At 61.5% G+C, this 20553-nt stretch carries 21 protein-coding genes; 6 read left to right on the forward strand and 15 right to left on the reverse strand.

Features of this window, described 5'->3' with window-relative positions:
* Positions 1 to 107: 107 nt before the first annotated feature.
* Entirely contained in the window at positions 108 to 1952 is a 1845-nt protein-coding gene (locus OB03_RS01975; RefSeq protein WP_461343061.1) for an ABC transporter transmembrane domain-containing protein, read from the forward strand.
* On the opposite strand, the gene OB03_RS01980 is transcribed toward OB03_RS01975, so the two are convergent.
* From OB03_RS01980 to OB03_RS02005, 6 genes are all read right to left on the reverse strand, one after another.
* Entirely contained in the window at positions 1940 to 2929 is a 990-nt protein-coding gene (locus OB03_RS01980; protein ID WP_461343085.1) for a glycerophosphodiester phosphodiesterase family protein, read from the reverse strand. The genes OB03_RS01975 and OB03_RS01980 overlap by 13 nt on opposite strands.
* A gap of 186 nt (positions 2930 to 3115) precedes the next feature.
* Complete coding sequence (locus OB03_RS01985) at positions 3116 to 3922, reverse strand: inositol monophosphatase family protein (RefSeq protein WP_461343062.1); 807 nt, start codon at positions 3920 to 3922, stop codon at positions 3116 to 3118.
* A gap of 134 nt (positions 3923 to 4056) precedes the next feature.
* Positions 4057 to 4623 (reverse strand): elongation factor P, encoded by a 567-nt coding sequence (efp, locus tag OB03_RS01990; RefSeq protein ID WP_461343063.1) that lies wholly within the window; start codon positions 4621 to 4623, stop codon positions 4057 to 4059.
* Between the two features lie 132 nt (positions 4624 to 4755).
* On the reverse strand, positions 4756 to 5250 hold the full coding sequence (locus OB03_RS01995) for a tryptophan-rich sensory protein (protein WP_461343064.1): 495 nt from the start codon (positions 5248 to 5250) through the stop codon (positions 4756 to 4758).
* Between the two features lie 74 nt (positions 5251 to 5324).
* On the reverse strand, positions 5325 to 5813 hold the full coding sequence (gene bfr / locus OB03_RS02000) for a bacterioferritin (protein ID WP_242913952.1): 489 nt from the start codon (positions 5811 to 5813) through the stop codon (positions 5325 to 5327).
* A 172-nt stretch (positions 5814 to 5985) separates the two neighbouring features.
* On the reverse strand, positions 5986 to 6171 hold the full coding sequence (locus tag OB03_RS02005) for a (2Fe-2S)-binding protein (protein ID WP_242913953.1): 186 nt from the start codon (positions 6169 to 6171) through the stop codon (positions 5986 to 5988).
* A gap of 136 nt (positions 6172 to 6307) precedes the next feature.
* Here OB03_RS02005 and thiE point away from each other — a divergent pair, with 136 nt between their 5' ends.
* The 3 genes from thiE to OB03_RS02020 all read left to right on the forward strand — a co-directional run bounded on the left by thiE (position 6308) and on the right by OB03_RS02020 (position 9528).
* Positions 6308 to 6967 carry a thiamine phosphate synthase gene (gene thiE / locus OB03_RS02010; protein WP_242913954.1) on the forward strand — a complete coding sequence of 220 codons (660 nt, stop codon included), beginning with the start codon at positions 6308 to 6310 and terminating at the stop codon, positions 6965 to 6967.
* Positions 6968 to 7051: 84 nt separating this feature from the next.
* Complete coding sequence (locus OB03_RS02015) at positions 7052 to 8779, forward strand: ATP-binding protein (protein WP_461343065.1); 1728 nt, start codon at positions 7052 to 7054, stop codon at positions 8777 to 8779.
* Positions 8780 to 8823: 44 nt separating this feature from the next.
* Complete coding sequence (locus tag OB03_RS02020; RefSeq protein WP_461343066.1) at positions 8824 to 9528, forward strand: hypothetical protein; 705 nt, start codon at positions 8824 to 8826, stop codon at positions 9526 to 9528.
* Positions 9529 to 9734: 206 nt separating this feature from the next.
* On the opposite strand, the gene eco is transcribed toward OB03_RS02020, so the two are convergent.
* The 3 genes from eco to OB03_RS02035 form a co-directional block, all read right to left on the reverse strand.
* Positions 9735 to 10238: a serine protease inhibitor ecotin gene (eco, locus tag OB03_RS02025; protein WP_461343067.1), complete on the reverse strand. Its 504-nt coding sequence runs from the start codon at positions 10236 to 10238 to the stop codon at positions 9735 to 9737.
* 47 nt (positions 10239 to 10285) lie between these two features.
* A complete protein-coding gene (locus tag OB03_RS02030) occupies positions 10286 to 11473 on the reverse strand; it encodes a thiolase family protein (protein WP_461343068.1) in 1188 nt (395 codons plus the stop codon).
* Positions 11474 to 11557: 84 nt separating this feature from the next.
* Positions 11558 to 12418, reverse strand: a complete 861-nt coding sequence (locus tag OB03_RS02035) for an acyl-CoA thioesterase (protein WP_461343069.1) — start codon at positions 12416 to 12418, stop codon at positions 11558 to 11560.
* A 108-nt stretch (positions 12419 to 12526) separates the two neighbouring features.
* Here OB03_RS02035 and OB03_RS02040 point away from each other — a divergent pair, with 108 nt between their 5' ends.
* Positions 12527 to 13018, forward strand: a complete 492-nt coding sequence (locus OB03_RS02040) for a winged helix-turn-helix transcriptional regulator (protein ID WP_242913960.1) — start codon at positions 12527 to 12529, stop codon at positions 13016 to 13018.
* 28 nt (positions 13019 to 13046) lie between these two features.
* Here the strand turns inward: OB03_RS02040 and OB03_RS02045 are convergent, their stop codons facing one another.
* Positions 13047 to 13742 (reverse strand): DOPA 4,5-dioxygenase family protein, encoded by a 696-nt coding sequence (locus tag OB03_RS02045; RefSeq protein ID WP_461343070.1) that lies wholly within the window; start codon positions 13740 to 13742, stop codon positions 13047 to 13049.
* Between the two features lie 92 nt (positions 13743 to 13834).
* A complete protein-coding gene (locus OB03_RS02050; protein ID WP_461343071.1) occupies positions 13835 to 14527 on the reverse strand; it encodes a hypothetical protein in 693 nt (230 codons plus the stop codon).
* A gap of 151 nt (positions 14528 to 14678) precedes the next feature.
* Here OB03_RS02050 and OB03_RS02055 point away from each other — a divergent pair, with 151 nt between their 5' ends.
* Positions 14679 to 16508 (forward strand): diguanylate cyclase, encoded by a 1830-nt coding sequence (locus OB03_RS02055; RefSeq protein ID WP_461343072.1) that lies wholly within the window; start codon positions 14679 to 14681, stop codon positions 16506 to 16508.
* A 52-nt stretch (positions 16509 to 16560) separates the two neighbouring features.
* On the opposite strand, the gene mnmA is transcribed toward OB03_RS02055, so the two are convergent.
* The 4 genes from mnmA to OB03_RS02075 form a co-directional block, all read right to left on the reverse strand.
* A complete protein-coding gene (gene mnmA, locus OB03_RS02060) occupies positions 16561 to 17799 on the reverse strand; it encodes a tRNA 2-thiouridine(34) synthase MnmA (RefSeq protein ID WP_461343073.1) in 1239 nt (412 codons plus the stop codon).
* 111 nt (positions 17800 to 17910) lie between these two features.
* Entirely contained in the window at positions 17911 to 18195 is a 285-nt protein-coding gene (gene sciP, locus OB03_RS02065; RefSeq protein ID WP_242913965.1) for a CtrA inhibitor SciP, read from the reverse strand.
* 191 nt (positions 18196 to 18386) lie between these two features.
* The gene (locus OB03_RS02070; RefSeq protein ID WP_242913966.1) at positions 18387 to 19781 is read right to left on the reverse strand and encodes a flagellar hook protein FlgE; all 1395 of its coding nucleotides are present in this window, start codon (positions 19779 to 19781) and stop codon (positions 18387 to 18389) included.
* Between the two features lie 12 nt (positions 19782 to 19793).
* Positions 19794 to 20552, reverse strand: coding sequence for a flagellar hook assembly protein FlgD (locus tag OB03_RS02075; protein ID WP_461343074.1), 759 nt, complete (start codon positions 20550 to 20552; stop codon positions 19794 to 19796).
* Position 20553 lies beyond the last annotated feature (1 nt).

A 20553-nucleotide genomic window follows, 5' to 3' on the forward strand; every position in this document is an offset into this window, starting at 1 on the left:
CGATTCCGACCGTCACTGCGCTTAAAATTGAGAATCCCACCGCGCGAGCGGGTGAGAGCGAGGTCGGGCGTTTACACCGAGGGGCGTTACGGGGCAAGAGCAAGCTCATGACTCATACTGACGCGCGCCAAGATCATCAGGCCCATGGCCGCCCCGGCGTCGGGGCGCAACTGGTCGAACAGATGTCCGAAGCTTCCGGAAAGCGGGACCGTAGCAAGAATGTACGCTCGCTGGGGCGTTTGCTGCCTTATCTGGCGCGTCACAAGGGACATGCGGCCTTGTCGGCGGTCTTCTTGGTGTTCTCCACCGTGGCGTCCTTGGCGCTGACGGCGACGGCACGCGGAGCGATTGACCGCGGCTTCGACAATGGTGGTAGCCAGTTGGATTACTGGTTCAGCCTGCTGGCCGTAAACGCAGTGGTGCTGGGTCTGATGACGGCGCTGCGCTATTACTTCGTCACCAAGACCGGCGAGCGTGTGATCGCCGATCTGCGTCAAGGACTGTTCGGGCGTATCCTGACGCTGGATCCTGTCTTCTTCGCCCACATCCGTACCGGCGAGGTGCTTTCGCGACTGACGACCGACATCCAGTTGGTCGACACCCTGCTGACCACCTCGGTCAGCTACGCGCTGCGCAACTTCCTGACGATGATCGGCGCGACGATCCTGCTGTTCTTCGTCAGCCCCAAGCTGACCGGTCTGGTCTTGCTGATCGTGCCCATCCTGATTGTGCCGCTGTTCATCTTCGGCCGTCAGGTGCGCAAGCTGACCGTCAAGTCGCAAGATACGTTCGCCGGTGCCGTCGGCTTTGCAGGCGAAAGCGTCGACGCCATTGAAACGGTGCAGGCCTTCGGTCGCGAGCAGAATGCGACCAGTCGTTTTGCCCATGCAGTCGAAGATGCCTTTGCGGCCTCCCTGCTGCGTATGAGGGCCCGCGCGGTCATGACGGCCATGATCATCACCGTCATGTTCGGCGGTGTGTCGCTGGTGCTGTGGCTGGGTGCGCAGGACGTGGTCGCGGGGAATATGACGCCGGGTTCGCTGTTGCAGTTCGTGCTTTTGTCGGTGTTCGCGGCGGGTGCTGTCGGCGCTCTGGGCGAAAGCTGGGGTGACGTACAGAAGGCGGCGGGTGCCATGGAGCGCATCGATGAACTGATGCGTGCAGAGCCGTCAATTGCGGCTCCGGCCCAGCCCGCGCTTCTGCCATCGCCGCCGCGTGGCGAGATTTCGATGTCCGGCATCGACTTTGCCTATCCGGGCCGCCCCGACCTTCCGGCTCTGAAGGGCTTTAGCCTGACGGTTCGTCCGGGCGAGACGGTGGCCCTTGTCGGCCCTTCGGGCGCGGGCAAGTCGACGGTCTTCCGTCTGCTGCTGCGCTTCTACGATCCGCAGTCGGGCGTGGTCACCGTTGACGGTGTTGATGTCCGCAAGGCCGATCCGGTCGAAGTGCGCAGCCGCTATGCATGGGTGTCGCAGGAAGCGCCGCTGTTCTCGGGCTCACCGCTGGAGAACATCCGCTTTGGCCGCGAAGATGCGACCCTGGAAGAAGCGCGTGCTGCCGCCCGCGAGGCGCAGGCGTTGAACTTCATCGAAGCCTTGCCACAGGGCTTTGAAACTCCGCTGGGCGAGCGTGCCAAGAGCCTTTCTGGTGGTCAGCGTCAGCGTCTGGCGATCTCGCGCGCTCTCGTGCGGGATGCACCGATCCTGTTGCTCGACGAAGCGACCAGTGCACTTGATGCCGAGAACGAACGTCTGGTTCAGGCGGCTCTGGATCAGGCCATGGAAACCCGCACCACTCTGGTCATCGCACACCGTCTGGCCACGGTGCTTCGGGCCGACCGCATTGTGGTGATCGACGAGGGCCATGTCGTCGAGGAGGGAACCCACGCCCAACTGATGGCCAAGGACGGCCTATATGCCCGTCTGGCCCGCCTTCAGTTTCAAGCCGACTGACTGCTCCGCGCCGCTACGGCGGCTGCCGGATAATCACTGAACACCGCATCGACGCCGAGGCTGTATATCTGGCGGAGATAGCTATCCAGATCGCCGTGGGTGCCCTCAGAGGCTCCACGGCGATACTGTCTGGGCAGGAACAGATTTTCCGCCCGCATCGTCCAGACTACAACTTCCAGCCCTGCCGCGTGTGCATCGGGGATCAGGCGGGTAGGGGAAATGGCATTGTCGGCATTGTCCCACGGGACAACCATCTTGCTGTTCACGCCGATCATGGTGGCATAGCGGGAGATGTCGGCCAGCCCCTCTGGCGTCGCCATATCCTTATAGGTCAGGTCGGACCGGTCCTCGGGGCCACCGCTGACATCCATCAGTTGCAGTAACGATGCGGGGATCAGGCGCGAAAGCCGCTCCAGAGGCCCGATCTCGAAACACTGAACGATAAGCGAGCGGGTCGCGTCCTGCAGATCGAGGCGGTGTACGGCCTCGATAAAGGCACCCTCCATATCCAATGACAGTGCCGCAAAGTGCGAGGGGTGTTTGAGTTCGGGCGCAACGCCGATGATGCGGCCCGTGCGGGCACTGGCAGCCTTGGCGATGGCGACAACCTCGTCGAACGTCAGAATGGCCTCCTGATCGTCGAAGGCAGACGATTGCGGGCGAAGTTCGGGCAGACGTTCCCGGGCCTGCAGGGTCTTCAACTCGGCGAGCGTAAAGTCCTCGGTGAACCAGCCTTCGACCATCTGGCCGTCGATCTGGCGACGTGTCCGGCGGTGTGCAAAGCGGGAATGGTCGGCCACGTCCGTAGTGCCGCCGATCTCGTTTTCGTGGCGAACGATAAGACACCCGTCGCGGCTCATGACGAGATCAGGTTCGATATAATCGGCACCCTGTTCGATAGCGCGTTCGTAAGCCGCACGGGTGTGCTCGGGGCGCTCTCCGCTGCAACCGCGGTGGGCAATAACGACGGGTGGCACCTTGGACAAATCGTGGCTCCAATCGAACAAGGCCAAAAAGCATCGTGGCAAAGCCATGCTTACCTAACCTGACCGTCCGCTCATGCCCATGAGCGGCTATGAAACTTCATTACGCGGTAAAGCGCCAGAAAAAGGGGCGCTTCCCGATAAAGGAAGCGCCCCTGATTTTTGCTGAGTGTGCGAACCTTAGGCGGCTTGCAGAACCTTGCGCAGCTTGGCGTGGATGTCGGGGTTGCCCGCCACAATCGTCTTGCCGTTCTTCGGATCGCCATCCTGTTCGATGGAGGTCACCAGACCACCGGCTTCGGTCACCAGCAGGATACCTGCGGCGACGTCCCACGGTTTGAGGTTACGCTCGAAGAAGGCGTCGTAACGGCCGGCAGCGACCCATGCGAAGTCCAGCGAGGCAGCGCCCAGACGGCGGATGCCGGCAACGCGCTGGCCCACGGCGTGGATATCCTTGATGGCTTGGGCGTGACCCGTCTTGCCGATGAAAGGCAGGCCGGTCGAAACCAACGAGTCAGCCAGTTCCTTGCGGCCAGCCAGACGGATGCGGCTGTCGTTCAGGTAGCAGCCCTTGCCCTTTTCGGCCCAGAACATCTCGTTCATGACCGGATTATAGGTCACAGCCGCAACAATTTCGGCGGTGCCATCGGGGTGGGTGCGTTGCAGGCCAACCGTGATCGCAAAGTGCGGCATGGCGTGCATGAAGTTGGTGGTGCCGTCGATGGGGTCGACAATCCACATGTGGGTCTTGTCGGTGCCTTCGATCAGACCGCGCTCTTCGCCGAGGAAGCTGTAACCTGGACGGGCCTTCATCAGCAGTTCGAAGAGGGTGTCTTCTGCCTTGACGTCGGCAGCAGTGACGAAATCGCCGGGGCCCTTGCGCGATACCTGGAGGTGGGCGACTTCACCGAAGTCGCGAAGCATCGGGCGAGCGGTCTTGCGGACGGCGTCCATCATGACCTGAAGTAGTGCGGAAGCTAGAGCCATTGGTCGATCTCCTGGTCCGTGCATCCTGTACGTAAGGGCCATGCCCCCGGATGGACGGAGAAGTCAAAAGGGGTGCGGACCATCCGCACCCCTGAAGTTGATATTCCACCTTTGCAGGTAGAAATCGGCGAATTTTAGTCCGCGCGGCGAACGTATTCGCCCGTCGCGGTGTCCACGACGATTTTTTCACCCACGCCCATGTAAGGCGGGATCATGATGCGAACGCCGTTCGAAGCCTTGGCAGGCTTATACGAAGACGAAGCGGTCTGACCCTTAACGGTCGGCTCGGTTTCGGCGACTTCCAGAACCACCTGATCCGGCAGTTCCAGACCAATCGGACGCTCTTCGTGCATCTCGATGATCACCTTCATACCTTCTTGCAGGTACGGGATACGCTCGTCGCCGACCCAGTCTTTTTGCAGTTCGATCTGCTCGTAGGTGGCGTCGTCCATGAAGACCAGGCTCTCGCCGTTGTCGAACAGGTAGGAGAAGTCCTTCTGTTCCAGCGTGACGCGCTCGACCTTGTCTTCCGAGCGGAAGCGTTCAGCCAGCTTGTTGCCGGTCTCGAGGTTCTTGGCTTCCACGTTGGCGAAAGCGCCGCCCTTGCCGGGCTTGACGTGGTTGACCTTGGTGACGACCCACAGACCAGCGTTGTGCTGCAGGACCATACCCGGCTTGATGGTGTTGGCGTTGATTTTCATGAGGAACCGTTCGGGGCTCGTTGATGGGCAGGCGGGCGCCAACCGATCGGGGCGCTCCAAATCGTCGCGAGCCGTAGAGTAAAGGGGACAAAAGGGCAATGGGATCGGCCCCTGTCCCCCTAGAGATATGCGTTATTTCATCAAGTTTGTGGCGGCGGAAACCGGATCGATCTCGGCGTTTACCCCGCGCAACTTGCGGGCCTCATAGGCAAAGGCGGCTGCCAGACCTGCGGAAACCATGGCGGCACCGATCTGGGTCCAGCGGTCGCGTGGCCTGGCCGCCAACCACCAGGCATTGGCCGTTTGTGCCAGCGCCCAGAGGCCGAGCGCACTGGTCCGGCCCTTTTTGGCGGGCGAGTTCCATACCCGTATCGCCGACAGGGAATTGGCCGAGAACACCGCAGGCATCAGCCAGTTACCGGCCTTCACCTCGTTTTTGACGCGGCGGCCAAAGGATTTGGTCGTCTGCTCCGGCGCAATCTCGCGGGCCAGTACAGTCACAGCCAAGGCGAACCCTGCGGTCAGCAAGGCCCCTGTCAGCACGTGGCTCACATCGCGGTTTCCGAGGTTCAGGAACTCGTCGGCCTTGTCGCGGGCGGTATCGATCAGGTCTTCAAAATCTTCCATCCAGCCCAAATGAAAGGGCGGCAGGGATGTTCCCTGCCGCCCGAACACTTGTTCGCCATAAGCGTCAAAAAGGGTCAGTGACCCTCGCCGACGATCTCTTTCATGGCCGACTGAAGATAGTTCTGCGCGCCCATCAGTTCGACCAGCTTGAGCTGGTTTTCGAGGAAGTCGATGTGGTGCTCGGTGTCGGTCAGGATCTGCTGCAGGATTTCGCGGCTGACGTAGTCGCGGGCAGCTTCGCATTCGGTCAGCGCGTCGCGGGTTGCGGCGCGGCTGTTGATCTCGAGCTGCAGATCGGCTTGCAGGCACTCGATCGGCTCTTCGCCGACCTTGAGTTTGTGCAGGTCTTGCAGGTTGGGCAAACCGTCCAGGAACAGGACCCGCTTGATCAGTAGGTCGGCGTGTTTCATCTCGCCGATGGATTCTTTGTAGATGATGTCGCCGAGGTGGGTGAGGCCCCAGCTTTCGAACATGCGGGCGTGCAGGAAGTACTGGTTTACCGCGGTCAGCTCGTTCGTAAGAACGGCATTGAGGGTGCGGATGATTGCGGGATCGCCCTTCATGGTCGTGCCTTCTGTCTTATGCAGATACCGGCGACCACAGTTCAATCCGTGGAGTCATCTCTGCCTGTTCAAGAATCAGAATAACACCAAAACACAGCAAATGTTTATTTGCGAGTTACTTTCACCACATTGATAATGCGAGCGTTTTTCACTCGCATATGCATGCGGGAAGTTATTCGGCCGCCATGGCGTAGGCGTGCTCGGATTCGTGAATCATCTCGCGCATTTCGCAGACGCATTTCGCGCACTGGGCCTTGCAGCCCTGAGAGGCGAAAATGTCCTTCGGACGCTTGGCACCGGCCTCGATGGCAAAGTGGACGTCGCGGGCGCGGATGCCATTACAGTTACAGACGTACAAGGCGTAGGGCCCTTGTCAGTTGCTGAGAATGACTCTCCATATCATGATTTTATAACTGTGCAAATCATTCTCAATAGCCTGCGACCAAGGTCCGGATATGTTGACGTAAGCGCCACATGAGGGCAGGGCCTTTGGCATGGCCCGTGAACCTCAAGTCCCGCTTCGTCCTGCTTGTCAGCTCTACCTCATCACGCCGTCTTCGATTGACGATCTGGACGCCTTTGCCGCGCGTCTGGACGCAGCGCTGGGCGCGGGCGAGGTCGCGTGCGTGCAGATCCGTCTGAAGCCGGCGAGTGATGACCAAATCCGCGAGGCCGTCGCCAAGCTGAAGCCTGTATGCCATGCGCATGGGGTACCGGTGCTGCTCAACGACCGTCCCGACCTTGCCCGCGCCACGGGCTGCGACGGTGTGCATGTGGGGCAGGAGGACGCTTCGGTCGCCGACGCCCGCCGTATGCTGGGGGAAAACGGCATGATCGGCGCGACCTGCCACGACAGTCGGCATCTGGCGATGGAAGCTTCGGAGGCCAGCGCTGACTACGTGGCCTTCGGTGCCTTCTTCCCGACCGATACCAAGGAAACAACGCATCGCCCTGAACTGGAAATCCTGACCATCTGGCAGGAGACGATGGAAACGCCTTGCGTCGCCATTGGAGGTATCACCGTCGAGACGGCTGCGGAGGTCGCTCGCGCCGGTGCAGACTTCATCGCCGTCAGTGGCGGGGTCTGGAATCATCCGGAAGGCGAAGTCGTTGCAATAAAAGCGTTCTGCGAATCCTTGGCGACCGCCTTCTAAAAGCTTAGCTTCAGACCCTGTTAAAGGCCCACTACCTAAGGTCGGTAGTCGATACGCTGCCCGCTAGGTGCAGGACGGGGGAATATGGCTTTGAGGGGCGAGCAATCTCAGGCTCGGCGGACGTCGCTTGCCGACTATGTAGCGGCAGCTCGCGCGCGCCTGGCGACCGGTGCGGGATTGGCCCGCCTGCATGATCGGCATGCACCCGCCAACCTGACCTTCTTCCGCCGACCGTTCGCTCTGGTCGGCACGGTCGGTGCCCTTTGCCTGCTCGTTGTTATTTCCGTGCGCTTCATGGCGGCGGGGCCGGGCGTCATCTCGACCCTTTGGGTCACAAGTGGTGTCGCCGTTCTGACGTGGCTGAAGGCCGGTCGGGGCGTGCGTTATGATTTGGCCTTCGGCGCGCTGGTCTTCATGGCACTTATGGCCGGAGAGCTGATCCTCGGTAATCCGCCGCATCGCGCAATCGTCTTCGTGGCATTGAACCTGCTCGAGATCGTGCTTTGCCTCATGATCTTGCGGCACATTTTCCCCAAGCTGGACGTGCACAGTGTGAACGGTCAGGTGAAGCTCCTGGTCACTGCGTTCTGCGCGGTGCTGCCCTCGGCGCTCCTGTGCGGAGTTGTTCTGAATCACGGGGCGTCGGACGGGTATTTCGGCGGGGTCCGGATGTGGTTCCTCGGCCGCGGGATAGGCCTTTTGGTGGTGTTGGCGACGGGTCTGGCTTTCCAGCGCTCCATCCTGTTGTTCGCCCATCCCGTGCGACGTGTCATCGAGGCCGTGCTGGCATTCGGCATCCTGATTGCGGGTGCCATTCTGGTCTTTGGCCCGACGCAGGTGATGTTGGTCTTCCTGCTGCTGCCCGCCATGATTGTCATCGCGGTCCGGTTCCGCGTGGCGGGGACGGCCTTGGGACTACTGATCATCAGTATCATCGCCATCAAGGGGACGATGGCGGGATATGGTCCCTACTATAACCTCAGCGTCGACCGGGCTTTGGGCATGGTTCAGGTGATGATCCTGTTTGGTTATGCCCCTGCGTTGATCGTGGCTGCATTGCTGGACGAGCGGGACGGACTTGCGGTTCGCGCGCGCCTTGGTCGCCAGAAGGCCGAGATGGCGTCTGCTGCCAAATCGCGTCTGTTGGCCAACGTCGCCCACGAAATCAAAAGCCCCGTAGGCGGTATCATCGGCATCGCTGAAATGTGGGCATCCGGTCATCTGGGCGAAGTCACGCCTGCGCAGAAAGACATGGCCGAAATGATGGTTCGGACGGGGCGTCAGATCGAGGCACTGTCCCATGATCTTCTGGATGTATCGCAGGCAGAGTCCGGTGCCGTGCGCATCGAAGCGCGTCCCACCGACTTGGCCGGAGCCCTTGCCGACGTGAGCAAGACCTTGAGCCTGATGCCGGAAGCCGCTGGCATCACGCTGGAAGTCGCGGACGTAGAACCCGGCCTCAGGGTCATGGCAGATTCACAGCGACTGGCCCAGATCCTGTCCAACCTTGGCAGCAATGCCGTGAAATATGGTCGGGCAGGTGGGTTCGTGCGATTTGCCGCTGCGCGAAGTGCCAACGGCCATGTGCGGCTGATTGTACAGGACGGCGGTCCTGGTTTGACGCCGGAGAAAAAGGCCCAGTTGTTCGAACCCTTCAACCGTCTGGGGCTGGAGCGTTCAGCCATTGAGGGCCATGGCATCGGGCTGGCGCTCTCCAAGCGACTGGTCGAATTGCAGAACGGCCAGATGGGTGTGGATTCCGAGGCAGGCGAGGGCGCGTCCTTCTGGGTGGAGCTGCCCGAGGCGTACTAAGTCGGCACTTGCCGAGGGGCCTCACATCGTTAGATGTTGAGGTCATGAAACAGGCAAACCATCTCCCCCTCGCTGCGAGCGTCGCACTGGCTGCTTTGGTGGCCGCTGTGCCTGCTGTAGCGCAGAGCGCACAGGAACTGACACGCTCATTAAACTCGCGTCCGGCAAGCCCGACGGGGGCTGCCACGACGAGCCCCCAATCGCGACCGGCCGTCGCACCGGCCGCGCAACCTGCACCCGCCGGACAAGCTGCTCCGGCACCGGCGCGATCTTCCACTCCGGCTCAGGCTCCTGCGCAAACACCGGCTCCCGTCGCGGCACCGGCGACCACAGCTCCCGCAGCTCCTGCAGCTGAAGTGTCTGCTGCGCCGCCGCCTGTGCGTGTGATCCCTCTGAACGCCGAGGCCATTTCGACCCTGCCGTTCCGGATTGATCTGCGCGGTGCCCAGATCGTCGAGCGACCCGCAGGTCCTCGCGCCAAAATCTATTCGGTCAGCCGCGCGGAAAAGCCGCTGCTGATGATCTATGCAGGCCCCCAATCCGACTATCCGATTTATGACGGAGAGCAGGCGACCGTTGCTGGCCGTACCTCCATCATCCTGAGCGACGGGGGCGTAAGGCGCGCCGTCGAGCACCTTTTCCGCCGCGATGATGCCCAGCCTGCAGATATCCACGTGTGGCTGATTACAACCGATGGCACCGACGGTGCCTTCGCCGAACAGATCGGCCAGTCGGTCGATCCTCGCTGATCACGCTTTCGTGCAGGTGACAAAAGCCGCTTGAGGAATCATCGCGATCTGAATGATCTTGCAAATCATTCGCAATAGGAGGTCGCGATGATTGTCCTCGGTATCGGTATGTCCCACCTGACCCGCCTCATGAAAAAAGGTGCAGAGGATGAACCCCTGCGCCCTTCGGGACGTCCGAACCTTCGGGTAATCGAAGGTACTCAGTCTCAGTTCAGTCCGCGTACCTCGCCCGCACGCCAGATGCGGTAGCGTATTTCCGCGTCTTCCGGCGTGTAGATCACCACGGGGAGGCGCGAGTTGTAGCGAACCAGCGTCTGCTGCGGGATGGTGACAAACGCTTCGCGCGTCGAGTTGGCCGGGCAGCCCATCAAAGTCGATGCACCCGGGCCAAGGCGCGGCACGACGTAATAGTCATAGCCCCAGCCCTCGGCTGTGCGGGTTTCGATCTCTCCAGCCAGCATGTGTTGGTTGCAGTCGACCTGCTGCGTCTTGCCGATCAACAGTTCAACCTTCAACTCGTCCTCGTTCGCGACAGGGGGAACGATAAGGACGTGGCGCTTCTGGCTTGCGGTCGCGGCCGGAAACGCCTTGAGCTGATCGGCAGGGTTCTCGGCGACCTGACCGGTGGCAGGTGCCTGTGCCACGACGGGAGCCGTCGCACAGGCGGTCAATGCCAGCGCCGCCATGGAGGCAAGGGCAAGATTTCGCATGGTTAAGGCCTTATCCTGTAAATCCATGCTATCTAAACGCTGTTAAGTTAGGCGAGTTCCACCGCCATTGAGACGGCTTCGCCACCGCCGATGCACAGCGATGCGACGCCGCGCTTTAGACCGCGAGCTTCCAGTGCGGCCAACAGGGTGGCCATGATGCGAGCACCCGAGGCACCGATCGGGTGACCCAGAGCGGTGGCACCGCCGTTGACGTTCAGCTTGGCGCGATCGATGCCGAGTTCCTTTTGGGCGATCATGGCGACCACGGCGAAGGCTTCGTTCACTTCCCACAGATCGACGTCTTCGACCGACCAGCCAGCCTTTTGCAGCGTCTTCTGCATCGCCGGAACCGGGGCGGTGGTGAACAGGCCCGGCTCATGGGCGTGGGCCGAGTGCGAAACGACACGGGCGACGATCTTCAAGCCTAGTGCCTTGGCAGTGCTTTCGCGTGCCATCACCAGAGCGGCAGCGCCGTCAGAGATCGACGAGGCGTTGGCGGCGGTGATGCGGCCATCCTTGATGAAGGCAGGACGCAGGGTCGGGATTTTGGCCGGATCGGCCTTGCCCGGTTGTTCATCTTCCGAGACGGTGACGGTGCCCTTGCGGGTTTCGATCTCTACCGGAACAATCTCGTTCTTGAACGCACCCGAAGCGATGGCTTCTTTGGCGCGGTTCAGGCTTTCGATGGCGTAGGCGTCCATGTCTTCGCGGGTGAAGCCGTACTTCTCGGCGGCACCTTCGGCGAACACACCCATGGCCTTGCCTTCATAGGCATCTTCGAGACCGTCCATCATCATGGAATCGATGATCGTGTCGTGGCCGATGCGGGCACCTGCGCGGTGCTTGTTCATCAGGTACGGGGTCTGGGTCATCGACTCCATGCCGCCCGCAACGATGACGCTGGCCGAGCTGGCAAGCAGGGCGTCGTGCGCCATAACCGCAGCCTGAAGGCCCGAGCCACACATCTTGTTCAAGGTGGTGGCTTCAACGCCCAGCGGCAGACCTGCACCCAGAGCCGCCTGACGGGCAGGGGCCTGACCCAGACCGGCGGGCAGAACGCAGCCCATAAAGATCTGCTCGATCTTTTCCGGAGCAACGCCGGCGCGCTCGACCGCAGCCTTTACGGCGGCGCTGCCCAGCGCGGTGGATTTCACGCTCGACAGAGCGCCCTGAAAGCCGCCCATCGGCGTGCGGGCGTAGGAGCAGATGACGACGGGATCGGTAGAAGCGGTCATGATTTTACAGCATCCGGAAAGGATTTCAGCGTTGGTGGCTGATTAGGGGCGTATGTTCGCGCAATGCAAGGTGGCAGCTGAACACTATTTTCTGTTCAGAACCCGACGGCGCTGGCGTCCAATACCAAGTACGGTGCCATCCACGCCCCATACGGTGACGTCGTCCACAGTCCAGTCGCGGTCGAAATCGATCAGTTCGAACTCGACATAGGCCCAGCCATCCGGCGTGTTCTGCGCGGTGGGCGGCGCGATGAAGTCGTAACGAAGATCGACGGTGGTCATCAGAACCGGATGCTGAAAGGCGGTCGATGCGGGCGGATAAAGGGCGTCCATCAGATAGCAAAGGCGATAGACATCCAGCGGCTTCCCGTCACGGAACCGCATCCACGTTCCTTCGCGTCGGGCGCGGTCTTTGTTGCCGCCAAAGATGTTAGGCCCGTCCTGAAAGCGGTATTCGATCTGGCTGGCAAAGCGGGGCGTGAACGGGCCGCGCATGTGCTCTGACTCGGTCAGGCTGTTCACATCCACCGGTACCCGGTGCCTTTCATGGACGGGTGTGGGGCAGTCGCCGTCGACACCATAGGTTGCGCTGGCGGCGTGGGTCAGGCGTTCGCCCTGGCCTGCGATCAGGTTGGCGTAGGACACCTGACGGCCTTTGCGCAGCAGACGCGGTTCGAACACCAGTTCTTCGCCGAACTTTGCGGCGGCCAGATACTGAACCGTCAGCGATTGCAGCGGCGCGTCTATCTCCAATCCCTCGGTCATGGTTTTGGCGCACATGGCCGCCAGCAATCCCCCGAACGGGAAGCCCTTTTCGGCCGGGATGCTGTTGGGTGCGTTGGAAAATTCGTGATGCACGGTCACGCGCCGGTTTGGCCCCTCCGACTGCATCTGCATCGCTATATTGAAGGTGCGCTGGGGGTCTTGGGTCTGGGTATCGGTCATCGGGCGGGGGAGGGCTGGAGGTCTAACAAAGTTGCAAAAAACAACTTACTGGGTCCGTTGCAGTTGGCAACCCTTGTCAAAAGCCTGCCGCCACGTCACTTTGGCCTCATGGGACGCACAGCCGACTATTCACGCCAAAGCTGTTCGGTCGCCGGTGCGCTCGAAGTCATCGGTGATCCGTGGACGATGCTGGTCATCCGCGACGCCTTCAATGGCGTGACGCGGTTCGAACAGTGGCAGGAACGCCTAGGCGTTGCCCGCAACGTTCTGGCATCGCGTCTGAAGATGCTGGTGCAGCACGGCGTGCTGGAACAGCGCCTCTATTCAGAGCGCCCTCCGCGCAACGAGTACGTCCTGACGCCCAAGGGCAAGGATTTGTACGGCGTCTTGATCACGCTGCATGCGTGGGGCGAAAAGCACGTCTATCACGACCAGCCCTCCGGCGTCTTGCTGGAGCACAAGACCTGCGGCCATAAGCTGGAGCCCCGCATTGCTTGTGGCTGCTGCAATGAAATCGTCCGCCCGCGCGAGATCGAACTGACGTTTGCACAGAACCGCCCGACGGTTGGCGATATGATGGCCGAAGACGACGCGGCTTGAGCCGCGCCACCTTTTTAGCGTTGCCGATTTAGCCGCGCTCGGGAACGATGCTGGGGTTGGTGTTGGGCAGGATTTTCTCAACCTCTTCCGGCCCCACATGGCTCGCCATCCGATAGGCGTTCACCGGCTGGGTGCGATTGATCCACATGGCATAGTCCAGATGGTCGGCGCGGGGGTCGTCGGTGTTCGGATGCAGCAGGATGGTGAGGCCGAGGCTGTTCAACTGTAGCCACGGCACGATTACGGCCAGCAGGTCGTTGGTAAATCCGAAGTAGAAAGACGGCGTCACGTGGGGGCCGCGCGGCTCCAGATTCCAATTGCCCAATTCTACATGGAAACGCTCGATCACCCACTGACGCAGGCGCTCCGCCTTATAGTGGTTGTCCTCGTCGAAATAGATGTGGGCATGGTAGCTGGTGATGCGTGTGAAAGGCTGGGGCTTTTCAGGCAGCGCCTGTTCGCCGGGACGAAGCGACACCGGAGCCGGAGTGGCTTCGTTGACGGTGTCTCCCCACGGCGATTGCCCGACAGCAGGGGGCGGAACGTGGGGATCGTAAGCGCCTGCCGCAGCGAGATGTTTGACGCTGGCTTGTGAGGGGGCAGCGGTCGCCAGAGTGGCGGCACCCGCCGCACCCGCTCCCAGCAACAGACTGCGCCGGGCGGGCGAAATCAGATCGGCCCACTGGCTATCGTTTTCAGGCCTGTCGGTGGTGGTGCGGTCCATACTCATCCCCTCGGTTGGTACCGGTGGGTAGCAAGCCACACGCCCCTTATAACCGCAGTTATTCTTAAGACACGCGCAGCTTTGCTAAGGGGTTAGCTGGTCTCGTTATCGAGGGCTGTGGCTCCGGCTGCGCCTACACCCGCGCCAGCGCCCATGCCGAGTCCCATGCCCATGCCTCCGCCCATGCCGCCGCCGCCACCACCGCCGCCACCACGCCCGCCACCGGCCTCGCCTCCGCGGGCTCCGGATTTTCCTCCGGACGCGGCGGGACGTGCCGGACCTTGCGGCGGGATCGCCAGACTGGCGGGGATCGGTGCCAGATCCAGCGCCTTGCGAATGAAGTCACGCAGCGAGACCACCAGTTCTGCCGTCTGCACGACGCGTCCTTCCACCATGTCCAGCGCAGCCGCCTGAGCCAGCTTTACCTGCTCCTCGGTGCCTAACAGGATGATGTCGGCCAGAGCGGCTTCGACCGTGTCGCGGACCCGGCGGGCGCGTTCATTAGTGTCTTCGAAGGTCTCACCCGCTTCCGCAGCCGAGCGCCGGATGTCCCGCAAATGTCGGGGATCGACCGACAGGTCGCCAGTAAAAGCGGCACCCAGAACCTTATAGGCCGCAATCAGGGTTTTGAGACGCTCGTTGATCTGGCGGTTCTGGCGTTCGCGCCTCTGCTGGATGGTGAACATCATCAACAGGCGAATGCCCATCCCGATCAGAGTGATCAGCGCCAGACCCAGTATGGTCCCGGCGATGCTTTCCCACGAGCTGAAATCCAGATTGCGCATTCTATGGCCTGCTTTTCTTGGTTGTGCCCCAATCGCAAGGCATGACAGTCGGGCCGGTTCCCCGCGCACCGCGGCCTTTAAGTATTTTTATTCCGGTCGTGCGTATCGTGTGCCGACCTGTTGTTGGCATTCCCCCGAAAGTGCGCCCTGTATGTTCAAGTCCTTGACCTCCAGAATCGCCGCGTTGGGCGTGGTGGTTGTGGTATCGATCCTATTGCTCGTCGCGGGCATGGTCGACGCCTCGCGCCAGACGCAGGAAAGCTTCCATTGGGTGATGCATTCCTCGCAGGTGCTGCGCAGTACGAACGAGTTGATGGATTCCGTACGCAGCGCTGAGTCAGGGCAGCGCGGATATATTCTCACGCACAATCCCGGCTTCGCGCAGGCGTTTGACCGAGAAATCGAAGAAGCGCGGGGAGCCTACAGCCAGCTTTATGAGCTGACCAAAGACAATTCGCAGCAGCATGACCGCATGCGCGCATTAGGCTTGTTGTTGGAAGAGCGTATCGAACTGATGCGGACGCCGCTGGAGCTGGCGCGGCAGTCAGAGTTCGACAGCGCGCGTGCACGCATCATCGAGGGGCGTGGCTATGACACGATGGTTGCCCTGGAAATGGCCGCCGAAAAGTTCATCTCCGCCGAACGCACGCTTCAGGCCGAACGTGTCGCTGCCGCCGAGCGCCGCCTTGAGGGTCTTCGCACACTGGCACTGATTGCCGGTCCGCTGATTGCCCTGCTGTCCGCACTGATTTCGATGATGATCATCCAGCGTATCCGTAAGCCCATCGGGGTGCTGAGCGGAGCGATGGACCGTCTGGGGGCCGGTGATTTCGGGGACCGCATCGAGGGCGATATGGGATCGCGCGAGTTCCTGAAGCTGGCGGCGGGCTATAACACCATGGTTGACCGGCTGGCAGCGGTGTCCGACGAGCGTAAGCGCAACAACGAAGTCCTGCAGAAGATGCACCAGGACGTGGTCGCCTCATCGACCGCACTGAAAGACCGGAACGACGTCATCGAACTGTTGGCGGCGATGTCGCACCGTATGCAGGCGACCCGCTCGGATGCCGAACTGGCCGAGGTCATCAGCATTTTTGTGCCCCGCGTTCTGCCGGAGGTTCCCGGGGTACTCTATTCCTTCAACAACTCGCGCAACACGCTGGTGCCGGTCTCGCATTGGGGCGGCTCGTCGCACATGGTCGACAGCTTTGCACCCGAGACCTGCTGGGCCCTGCGTCGCGGGCAAAGCCACTGGGTCAGCGGCACGGGCAAGGACATTCGCTGCGAACATGTTCCGGAGGCGCACGAGGTCTATCATTGCGAGCCACTGCTGGCGTCGGGTGACGTGATCGGCGTGCTCTATCTGGATATCTCGCTTAATGAGGAACAGCACTTCCGCGTTAGCATGCTGACCGAGAATATCGCCTCGGCTATTGTAAACCGCCGCCTGCAGAAAGACCTCAAGGAGCAGACCATCCGCGATCCGCTGACGGGGCTGTTCAACCGACGCTACATGGAAGAGGCGCTGACGCTGGAAATCGCTCGCGCCAGCCGTGCCGCCACGCCGCTGTGCGTGGTGATGTGCGACGTTGACCACTTCAAGCGGTTTAACGACGAGCACGGCCACGATGCGGGCGATGCTGTTCTTCAGCAGGTCGCTAAGGCGCTGATGGAGCAGTTCCGTGACGGTGACATCGTGTGCCGCTACGGCGGCGAGGAGTTCACGATCATCGCGCCGGGCACGTCACAGGAAGACCTCCTGCGCCGCGTCGAGCACGTGCGCGAAGCTGTTCGCGGCGTAGAGCCCGAACTGCGCGGCACGTCGTTAGGCCGGATCACCATGTCGTTTGGCGTGGCCGAATGGCGCGAAGGCATGGATCGTGAAGGGCACCGGCTGTTGAAGGCGGCTGACGAAGCGCTTTACCAGGCCAAGCATGAAGGCCGGAACAAGGTCGTCGGCTTCGCGAGCGCTACGGAATAGAAAAAGGGCGGCTCCATTTCGGAGCCGCCCTTTCTTATTTGTCGATGAGGGATCAGGCCGCAGTTTCTGGCAGGGCCACAGCTTCGGTCGCTTGGATGAAACCGCCGCCCAACACACGCTCGTCGTCGGCGGGATCATACAGGACGCAAGCCTGTCCGGGGGCGACCCCTTCTTCGCCTTCGTCGAATACGACCTTCACCACGCCATCCACGAGTGACAGACGGGCAGGCGAGGGCTGACGGGTCGAGCGGACGCGGGCGAGGACGGGAGCACCATCCTGCGCGGCCTCCTCGACGCTCGCCTGATCACCGAGCCAGTTCATTTCTTCCAGCGTCAGGCTGGCCGTCAGCAGGGCTTCGCGCGGGCCGACGATGACCTGACGCAGTTCAGGGTTCAGCTTGATCACGAACAGCGGCTCGCCTACGGCGACATTCAGGCCGCGGCGCTGACCGATGGTGTAGTCGGTGATGCCGTTGTGCTTGCCCAGGACGCGGCCATCCATGTGAACGATATCGCCTGCCTCGCGGCCTTGCGGGCGCAAACGGTCGATCAGGGTGCGATAGTCACCCGTCGGCACAAAGCAGATGTCCTGACTGTCCGGCTTGGCGGCGATACGCAGGCCCAGCGAGGCGGCGACACCGCGCACCTGTGGCTTTTCGAGATCGGCCAGCGGGAAGCGCAGATAGTCCAGTTGATCCTGAGTGGTCGCGAACAGGAAGTAGGACTGGTCACGCGAATGGTCGATAGCCTTGCGCATCTGGGCGCGGTTACCGGCGATGGCGCGGCGCACATAGTGGCCGGTGGCCATGGCTTCGGCACCCAGATCCTTGGCCACGTCCAACAGGTCGCGGAACTTGACAGTCTGGTTGCAGCGAATGCACGGGACCGGCGTCTGACCCTTGAGGTAGGAGTCAGCAAACTGGTCGATCACCGCATCTTTGAAACGGTTCTCGTAGTCGAGGACGTAATGGGGGATGCCGATAGTGTCGGCGGCCAGACGTGCGTCGTGAATATCCTGACCGGCACAGCAGGCTCCCTTTTTCTTCAGAGCCTCGCCGTGGTCGTAAAGCTGGAGGGTAACGCCCACGACGTCATAGCCTGCCTTGTGCAGCAGGGCAGCGACAACGGTGGAGTCCACACCGCCCGACATGGCAGCGACCACGCGCGCGCCAAGGGGAAGGCCGACGGCCTGTCGCACGCTCTCGATCGCAGCTTCCATGTCGGCAGGCGACATTGGGGCGATATCGGGAATGGGGCAGGTGAGGTCGTCGGTCATGGTCATGGGCGCCATGTAGGCGTTAACCCGCACGATTTCGAGGCCATGCAGGACACATCGTGCAAGAAATGAAAAAGGGCCGCTCCCCGAAAGGAGACGGCCCTCTTGTCCGGATTGACCGAAAGGTCAGTCGCGATAGCTCTGGATGCGGGTCGTACGCAGGCCTTGCATACCCCACTTGTCGATTGCCTGTTGCCAGGCCGCGAACTCTTCAGCGGTCAAACGGTAGCGCGCAAGGGCGTCTTCCAGACCAATCAATCCACCACGCACAGCCGCGACCACTTCCGCCTTGCGACGGATGACCCAACGATTGGTATCTGCCGGGGGCAGATCGCGTAGCGTCAGCGGCGTCCCCGTAGGGCCGACCACATATTGTTCGCCGTTACTATTTAGGCGTCGCTCTTGCAGCATGGGCTAATGCCTCTTTCACCACCATCACCACTCAGAACCGCTCTTTTAAGCCAGCCCCCGCTAAGGCCAGTTTAAGCGTCGTGGTGAAGGAATGGCTAATATCGAGGTTAATTCTGCGGCCAAGCTTCGGCCGCAGAAACCTCGAGTTTACGAATACTAATGCGGGGTTACCGGGTTAAGCGCGGCTGTAATCACCGCTTAATGTTGATGAGTTCGGCCAGCATCTCGTCGGCCGTCGTGATAATTTTCGACGATGCCGAGTAGGCGCGCTGGGTGGTGATCAGGTTGGTGAACTCGGTCGACAGGTCGACGGTCGAGGCCTCCAACTGCGACGCACCGATCAGGCCTGCACCGCCTGTACCCGGGGCTTTCAGGTTGAACGTGCCCGAAGCCTGGCTCACGCGGTAGGCGTTGCCCGACACTTCGGTCAGGTTGTTGGTCGAGGGGAAGGTCGCAAGTGCAACCTGTGCAATCCGGCGCATCACACCGTTGTCGAACACGGCGGTGACATAGCCGCTGGAGTCGATCTGGATGTCCGTCAGGTTACCGAAGGCCGTACCGTTGGTGTAGGTTGCTTGAACGAAGCTGGTGCTGTCGTACTGCGTCAGACCACCTGCCGAAGCGTTAAGGTCGAATGCGATGGATTGCGCCGCAACGCCCAGATCATCGGCCCACTTCGGCGCGCCGCCGCCCGAGGCAGCCAGGTCCAACACGGGGTTATCCGGATCAAACAGGGCATCCGCACCCAGGGCACGCATGCCGTCGATGTCGTAACGTCCGTCCTGGGTGAACAGAACCATGCCCGACTTCAGCAGGTTTGCCGGCGTACCGCCGCCGTCGGCCGTGCCATCAGGGGCGCGGATTTCAGCGTACCAGGTGTTGGCGGTTTCGCTCTTTAGGAAGGCCACAGTGATGTTGCGTTGACCACCCTTGGAATCCGAGACCGGCACAGTGATCTCGAAGTCCGGCTTGATGCCGGTGGTCGGATCCAGCGCATATTCGGACATCGAACCCGGCGCATAGGTCGCGATGTCCGCATGCGGAACGGTCGACGACTTCAGGTTGGCATTCAGGCTGACGCGGGTCGTGGGTTCTGCGGCACCGCCGACCTTGCCGACGTTGATCGAGGTCAGTCGGTTCATGTCCGACGGGTCGATGTTGGCATTGCCTTCGGCGTCAATCGGCCAACCCTGTAGGTAGAAGCCCGACGTGTTCTGCAGATAGCCCAGCTTGTCCACGGTGAACGCACCGGCGCGGGTGAACAGGCGCACGTCCGACGGGGTCAGGTTTTCCGACTTTTCCGTCACCACGAAGAAGCCGTCACCGCCGATGGCGAGATCGGTAGACGAGGTCGTGCGCTGAAGCTGACCGCCCTGGCTGATGAACTGGCGGGTGTTCGCCTTAACGCCACCGGCCGAATAGGACACGCCAGCCGACTGGGTGTTTACGACGGTGGAGAACTCGGTGGCCACACGCTTGTAGCCAACGGTATTCACGTTGGAGATGTTCTGCGAGATCGAGGACAAGGCCGCGGCGTTCGAGGCCAGACCGGAGACCCCGGCCAACATGGCGCCATTGATGCTCATGATCGGGTTTCCTTAGGACAAATACGAAAGAGGGTTGAGGGCATTGGCGAGGGTGCCGAGCAGGGACGGATCGTCTTCTTCGGCATCGGCAGGCGACGGCGCTGTGCTCGCTGCCCGCTCCTCGAGTGAAATCAGGTTTTCCAGCGGCATGATGGAGTTGCCGATGGTGACGTAGGGGACGCCGTTGTACATTTCGACGGACGAGACCCGCCCACGGATCAGGGTCTGGGCGTCGATGGCTACCCCGGCAGCATCCTTGGCCGTGACCCGCAGCGAATAGACGCCGCCGTCATCCAGTTGGCCGCCGCCGGTGGTCTTGCCGTCCCAGTTCAGGTCATGAACGCCGCCGGTCTTGGCACCGTCGCCACGCCAGACGACCTTGCCGTTGGCGTCGAGCACTTCGAGCGAAACGCTGGAGGCGTTCTGGGCCAATTCGTAGGACCAGCTAGCCTTGCCGTCTTCGAGGCGCGAGGTGTTCCAGATCGCCGTAGCATCCTTGCCGATATAGGCGGCAGCGTTTGACAGGGCGTTTCCGTTTTGGGCCGCGATCATGCCCTTGAGCAGGTCGTTGGTCAGCAGTTGCTGCTCGACGCCTGCCATCTGGGTCAGCTGGGCGGTGAACTCGTTGGAATCCAGAGGCGACAGCGGATCCTGATTGCGCAGCTGTGCGGTCAACAGGGTCAGGAAGGTTTCGAAATTGTCGAACAGCTTGACGCTGCCAGCGTTAATCTTGCTGTCAGCGGCGGCGACTGTTGATACGGCGTCTACCATC

This window comes from Brevundimonas sp. GN22 (assembly GCF_054824005.1).

What these genes read in the sequence shown, in the direction of transcription:
- sciP (WP_242913965.1), bottom strand. Translation starts at nt 18,195, where the DNA reads ATGCTGCAAGAGCGACGCCTAAATAGTAACGGCGAACAATATGTGGTC.
- OB03_RS02075 (WP_461343074.1), bottom strand. Translation starts at nt 20,552, where the DNA reads ATGGTAGACGCCGTATCAACAGTCGCCGCCGCTGACAGCAAGATTAAC.
- thiE (WP_242913954.1), top strand. Translation starts at nt 6,308, where the DNA reads ATGGCCCGTGAACCTCAAGTCCCGCTTCGTCCTGCTTGTCAGCTCTAC.
- OB03_RS02050 (WP_461343071.1), bottom strand. Translation starts at nt 14,527, where the DNA reads ATGCGCAATCTGGATTTCAGCTCGTGGGAAAGCATCGCCGGGACCATA.
- OB03_RS01975 (WP_461343061.1), top strand. Translation starts at nt 108, where the DNA reads ATGACTCATACTGACGCGCGCCAAGATCATCAGGCCCATGGCCGCCCC.
- OB03_RS02045 (WP_461343070.1), bottom strand. Translation starts at nt 13,742, where the DNA reads ATGGACCGCACCACCACCGACAGGCCTGAAAACGATAGCCAGTGGGCC.
- OB03_RS02030 (WP_461343068.1), bottom strand. Translation starts at nt 11,473, where the DNA reads ATGACCGCTTCTACCGATCCCGTCGTCATCTGCTCCTACGCCCGCACG.
- OB03_RS02035 (WP_461343069.1), bottom strand. Translation starts at nt 12,418, where the DNA reads ATGACCGATACCCAGACCCAAGACCCCCAGCGCACCTTCAATATAGCG.
- OB03_RS02020 (WP_461343066.1), top strand. Translation starts at nt 8,824, where the DNA reads ATGAAACAGGCAAACCATCTCCCCCTCGCTGCGAGCGTCGCACTGGCT.
- OB03_RS01995 (WP_461343064.1), bottom strand. Translation starts at nt 5,250, where the DNA reads ATGGAAGATTTTGAAGACCTGATCGATACCGCCCGCGACAAGGCCGAC.
- bfr (WP_242913952.1), bottom strand. Translation starts at nt 5,813, where the DNA reads ATGAAGGGCGATCCCGCAATCATCCGCACCCTCAATGCCGTTCTTACG.
- OB03_RS02040 (WP_242913960.1), top strand. Translation starts at nt 12,527, where the DNA reads ATGGGACGCACAGCCGACTATTCACGCCAAAGCTGTTCGGTCGCCGGT.
- OB03_RS02070 (WP_242913966.1), bottom strand. Translation starts at nt 19,781, where the DNA reads ATGAGCATCAATGGCGCCATGTTGGCCGGGGTCTCCGGTCTGGCCTCG.
- efp (WP_461343063.1), bottom strand. Translation starts at nt 4,623, where the DNA reads ATGAAAATCAACGCCAACACCATCAAGCCGGGTATGGTCCTGCAGCAC.
- mnmA (WP_461343073.1), bottom strand. Translation starts at nt 17,799, where the DNA reads ATGGCGCCCATGACCATGACCGACGACCTCACCTGCCCCATTCCCGAT.
- eco (WP_461343067.1), bottom strand. Translation starts at nt 10,238, where the DNA reads ATGCGAAATCTTGCCCTTGCCTCCATGGCGGCGCTGGCATTGACCGCC.
- OB03_RS01985 (WP_461343062.1), bottom strand. Translation starts at nt 3,922, where the DNA reads ATGGCTCTAGCTTCCGCACTACTTCAGGTCATGATGGACGCCGTCCGC.
- OB03_RS02015 (WP_461343065.1), top strand. Translation starts at nt 7,052, where the DNA reads ATGGCTTTGAGGGGCGAGCAATCTCAGGCTCGGCGGACGTCGCTTGCC.
- OB03_RS02055 (WP_461343072.1), top strand. Translation starts at nt 14,679, where the DNA reads ATGTTCAAGTCCTTGACCTCCAGAATCGCCGCGTTGGGCGTGGTGGTT.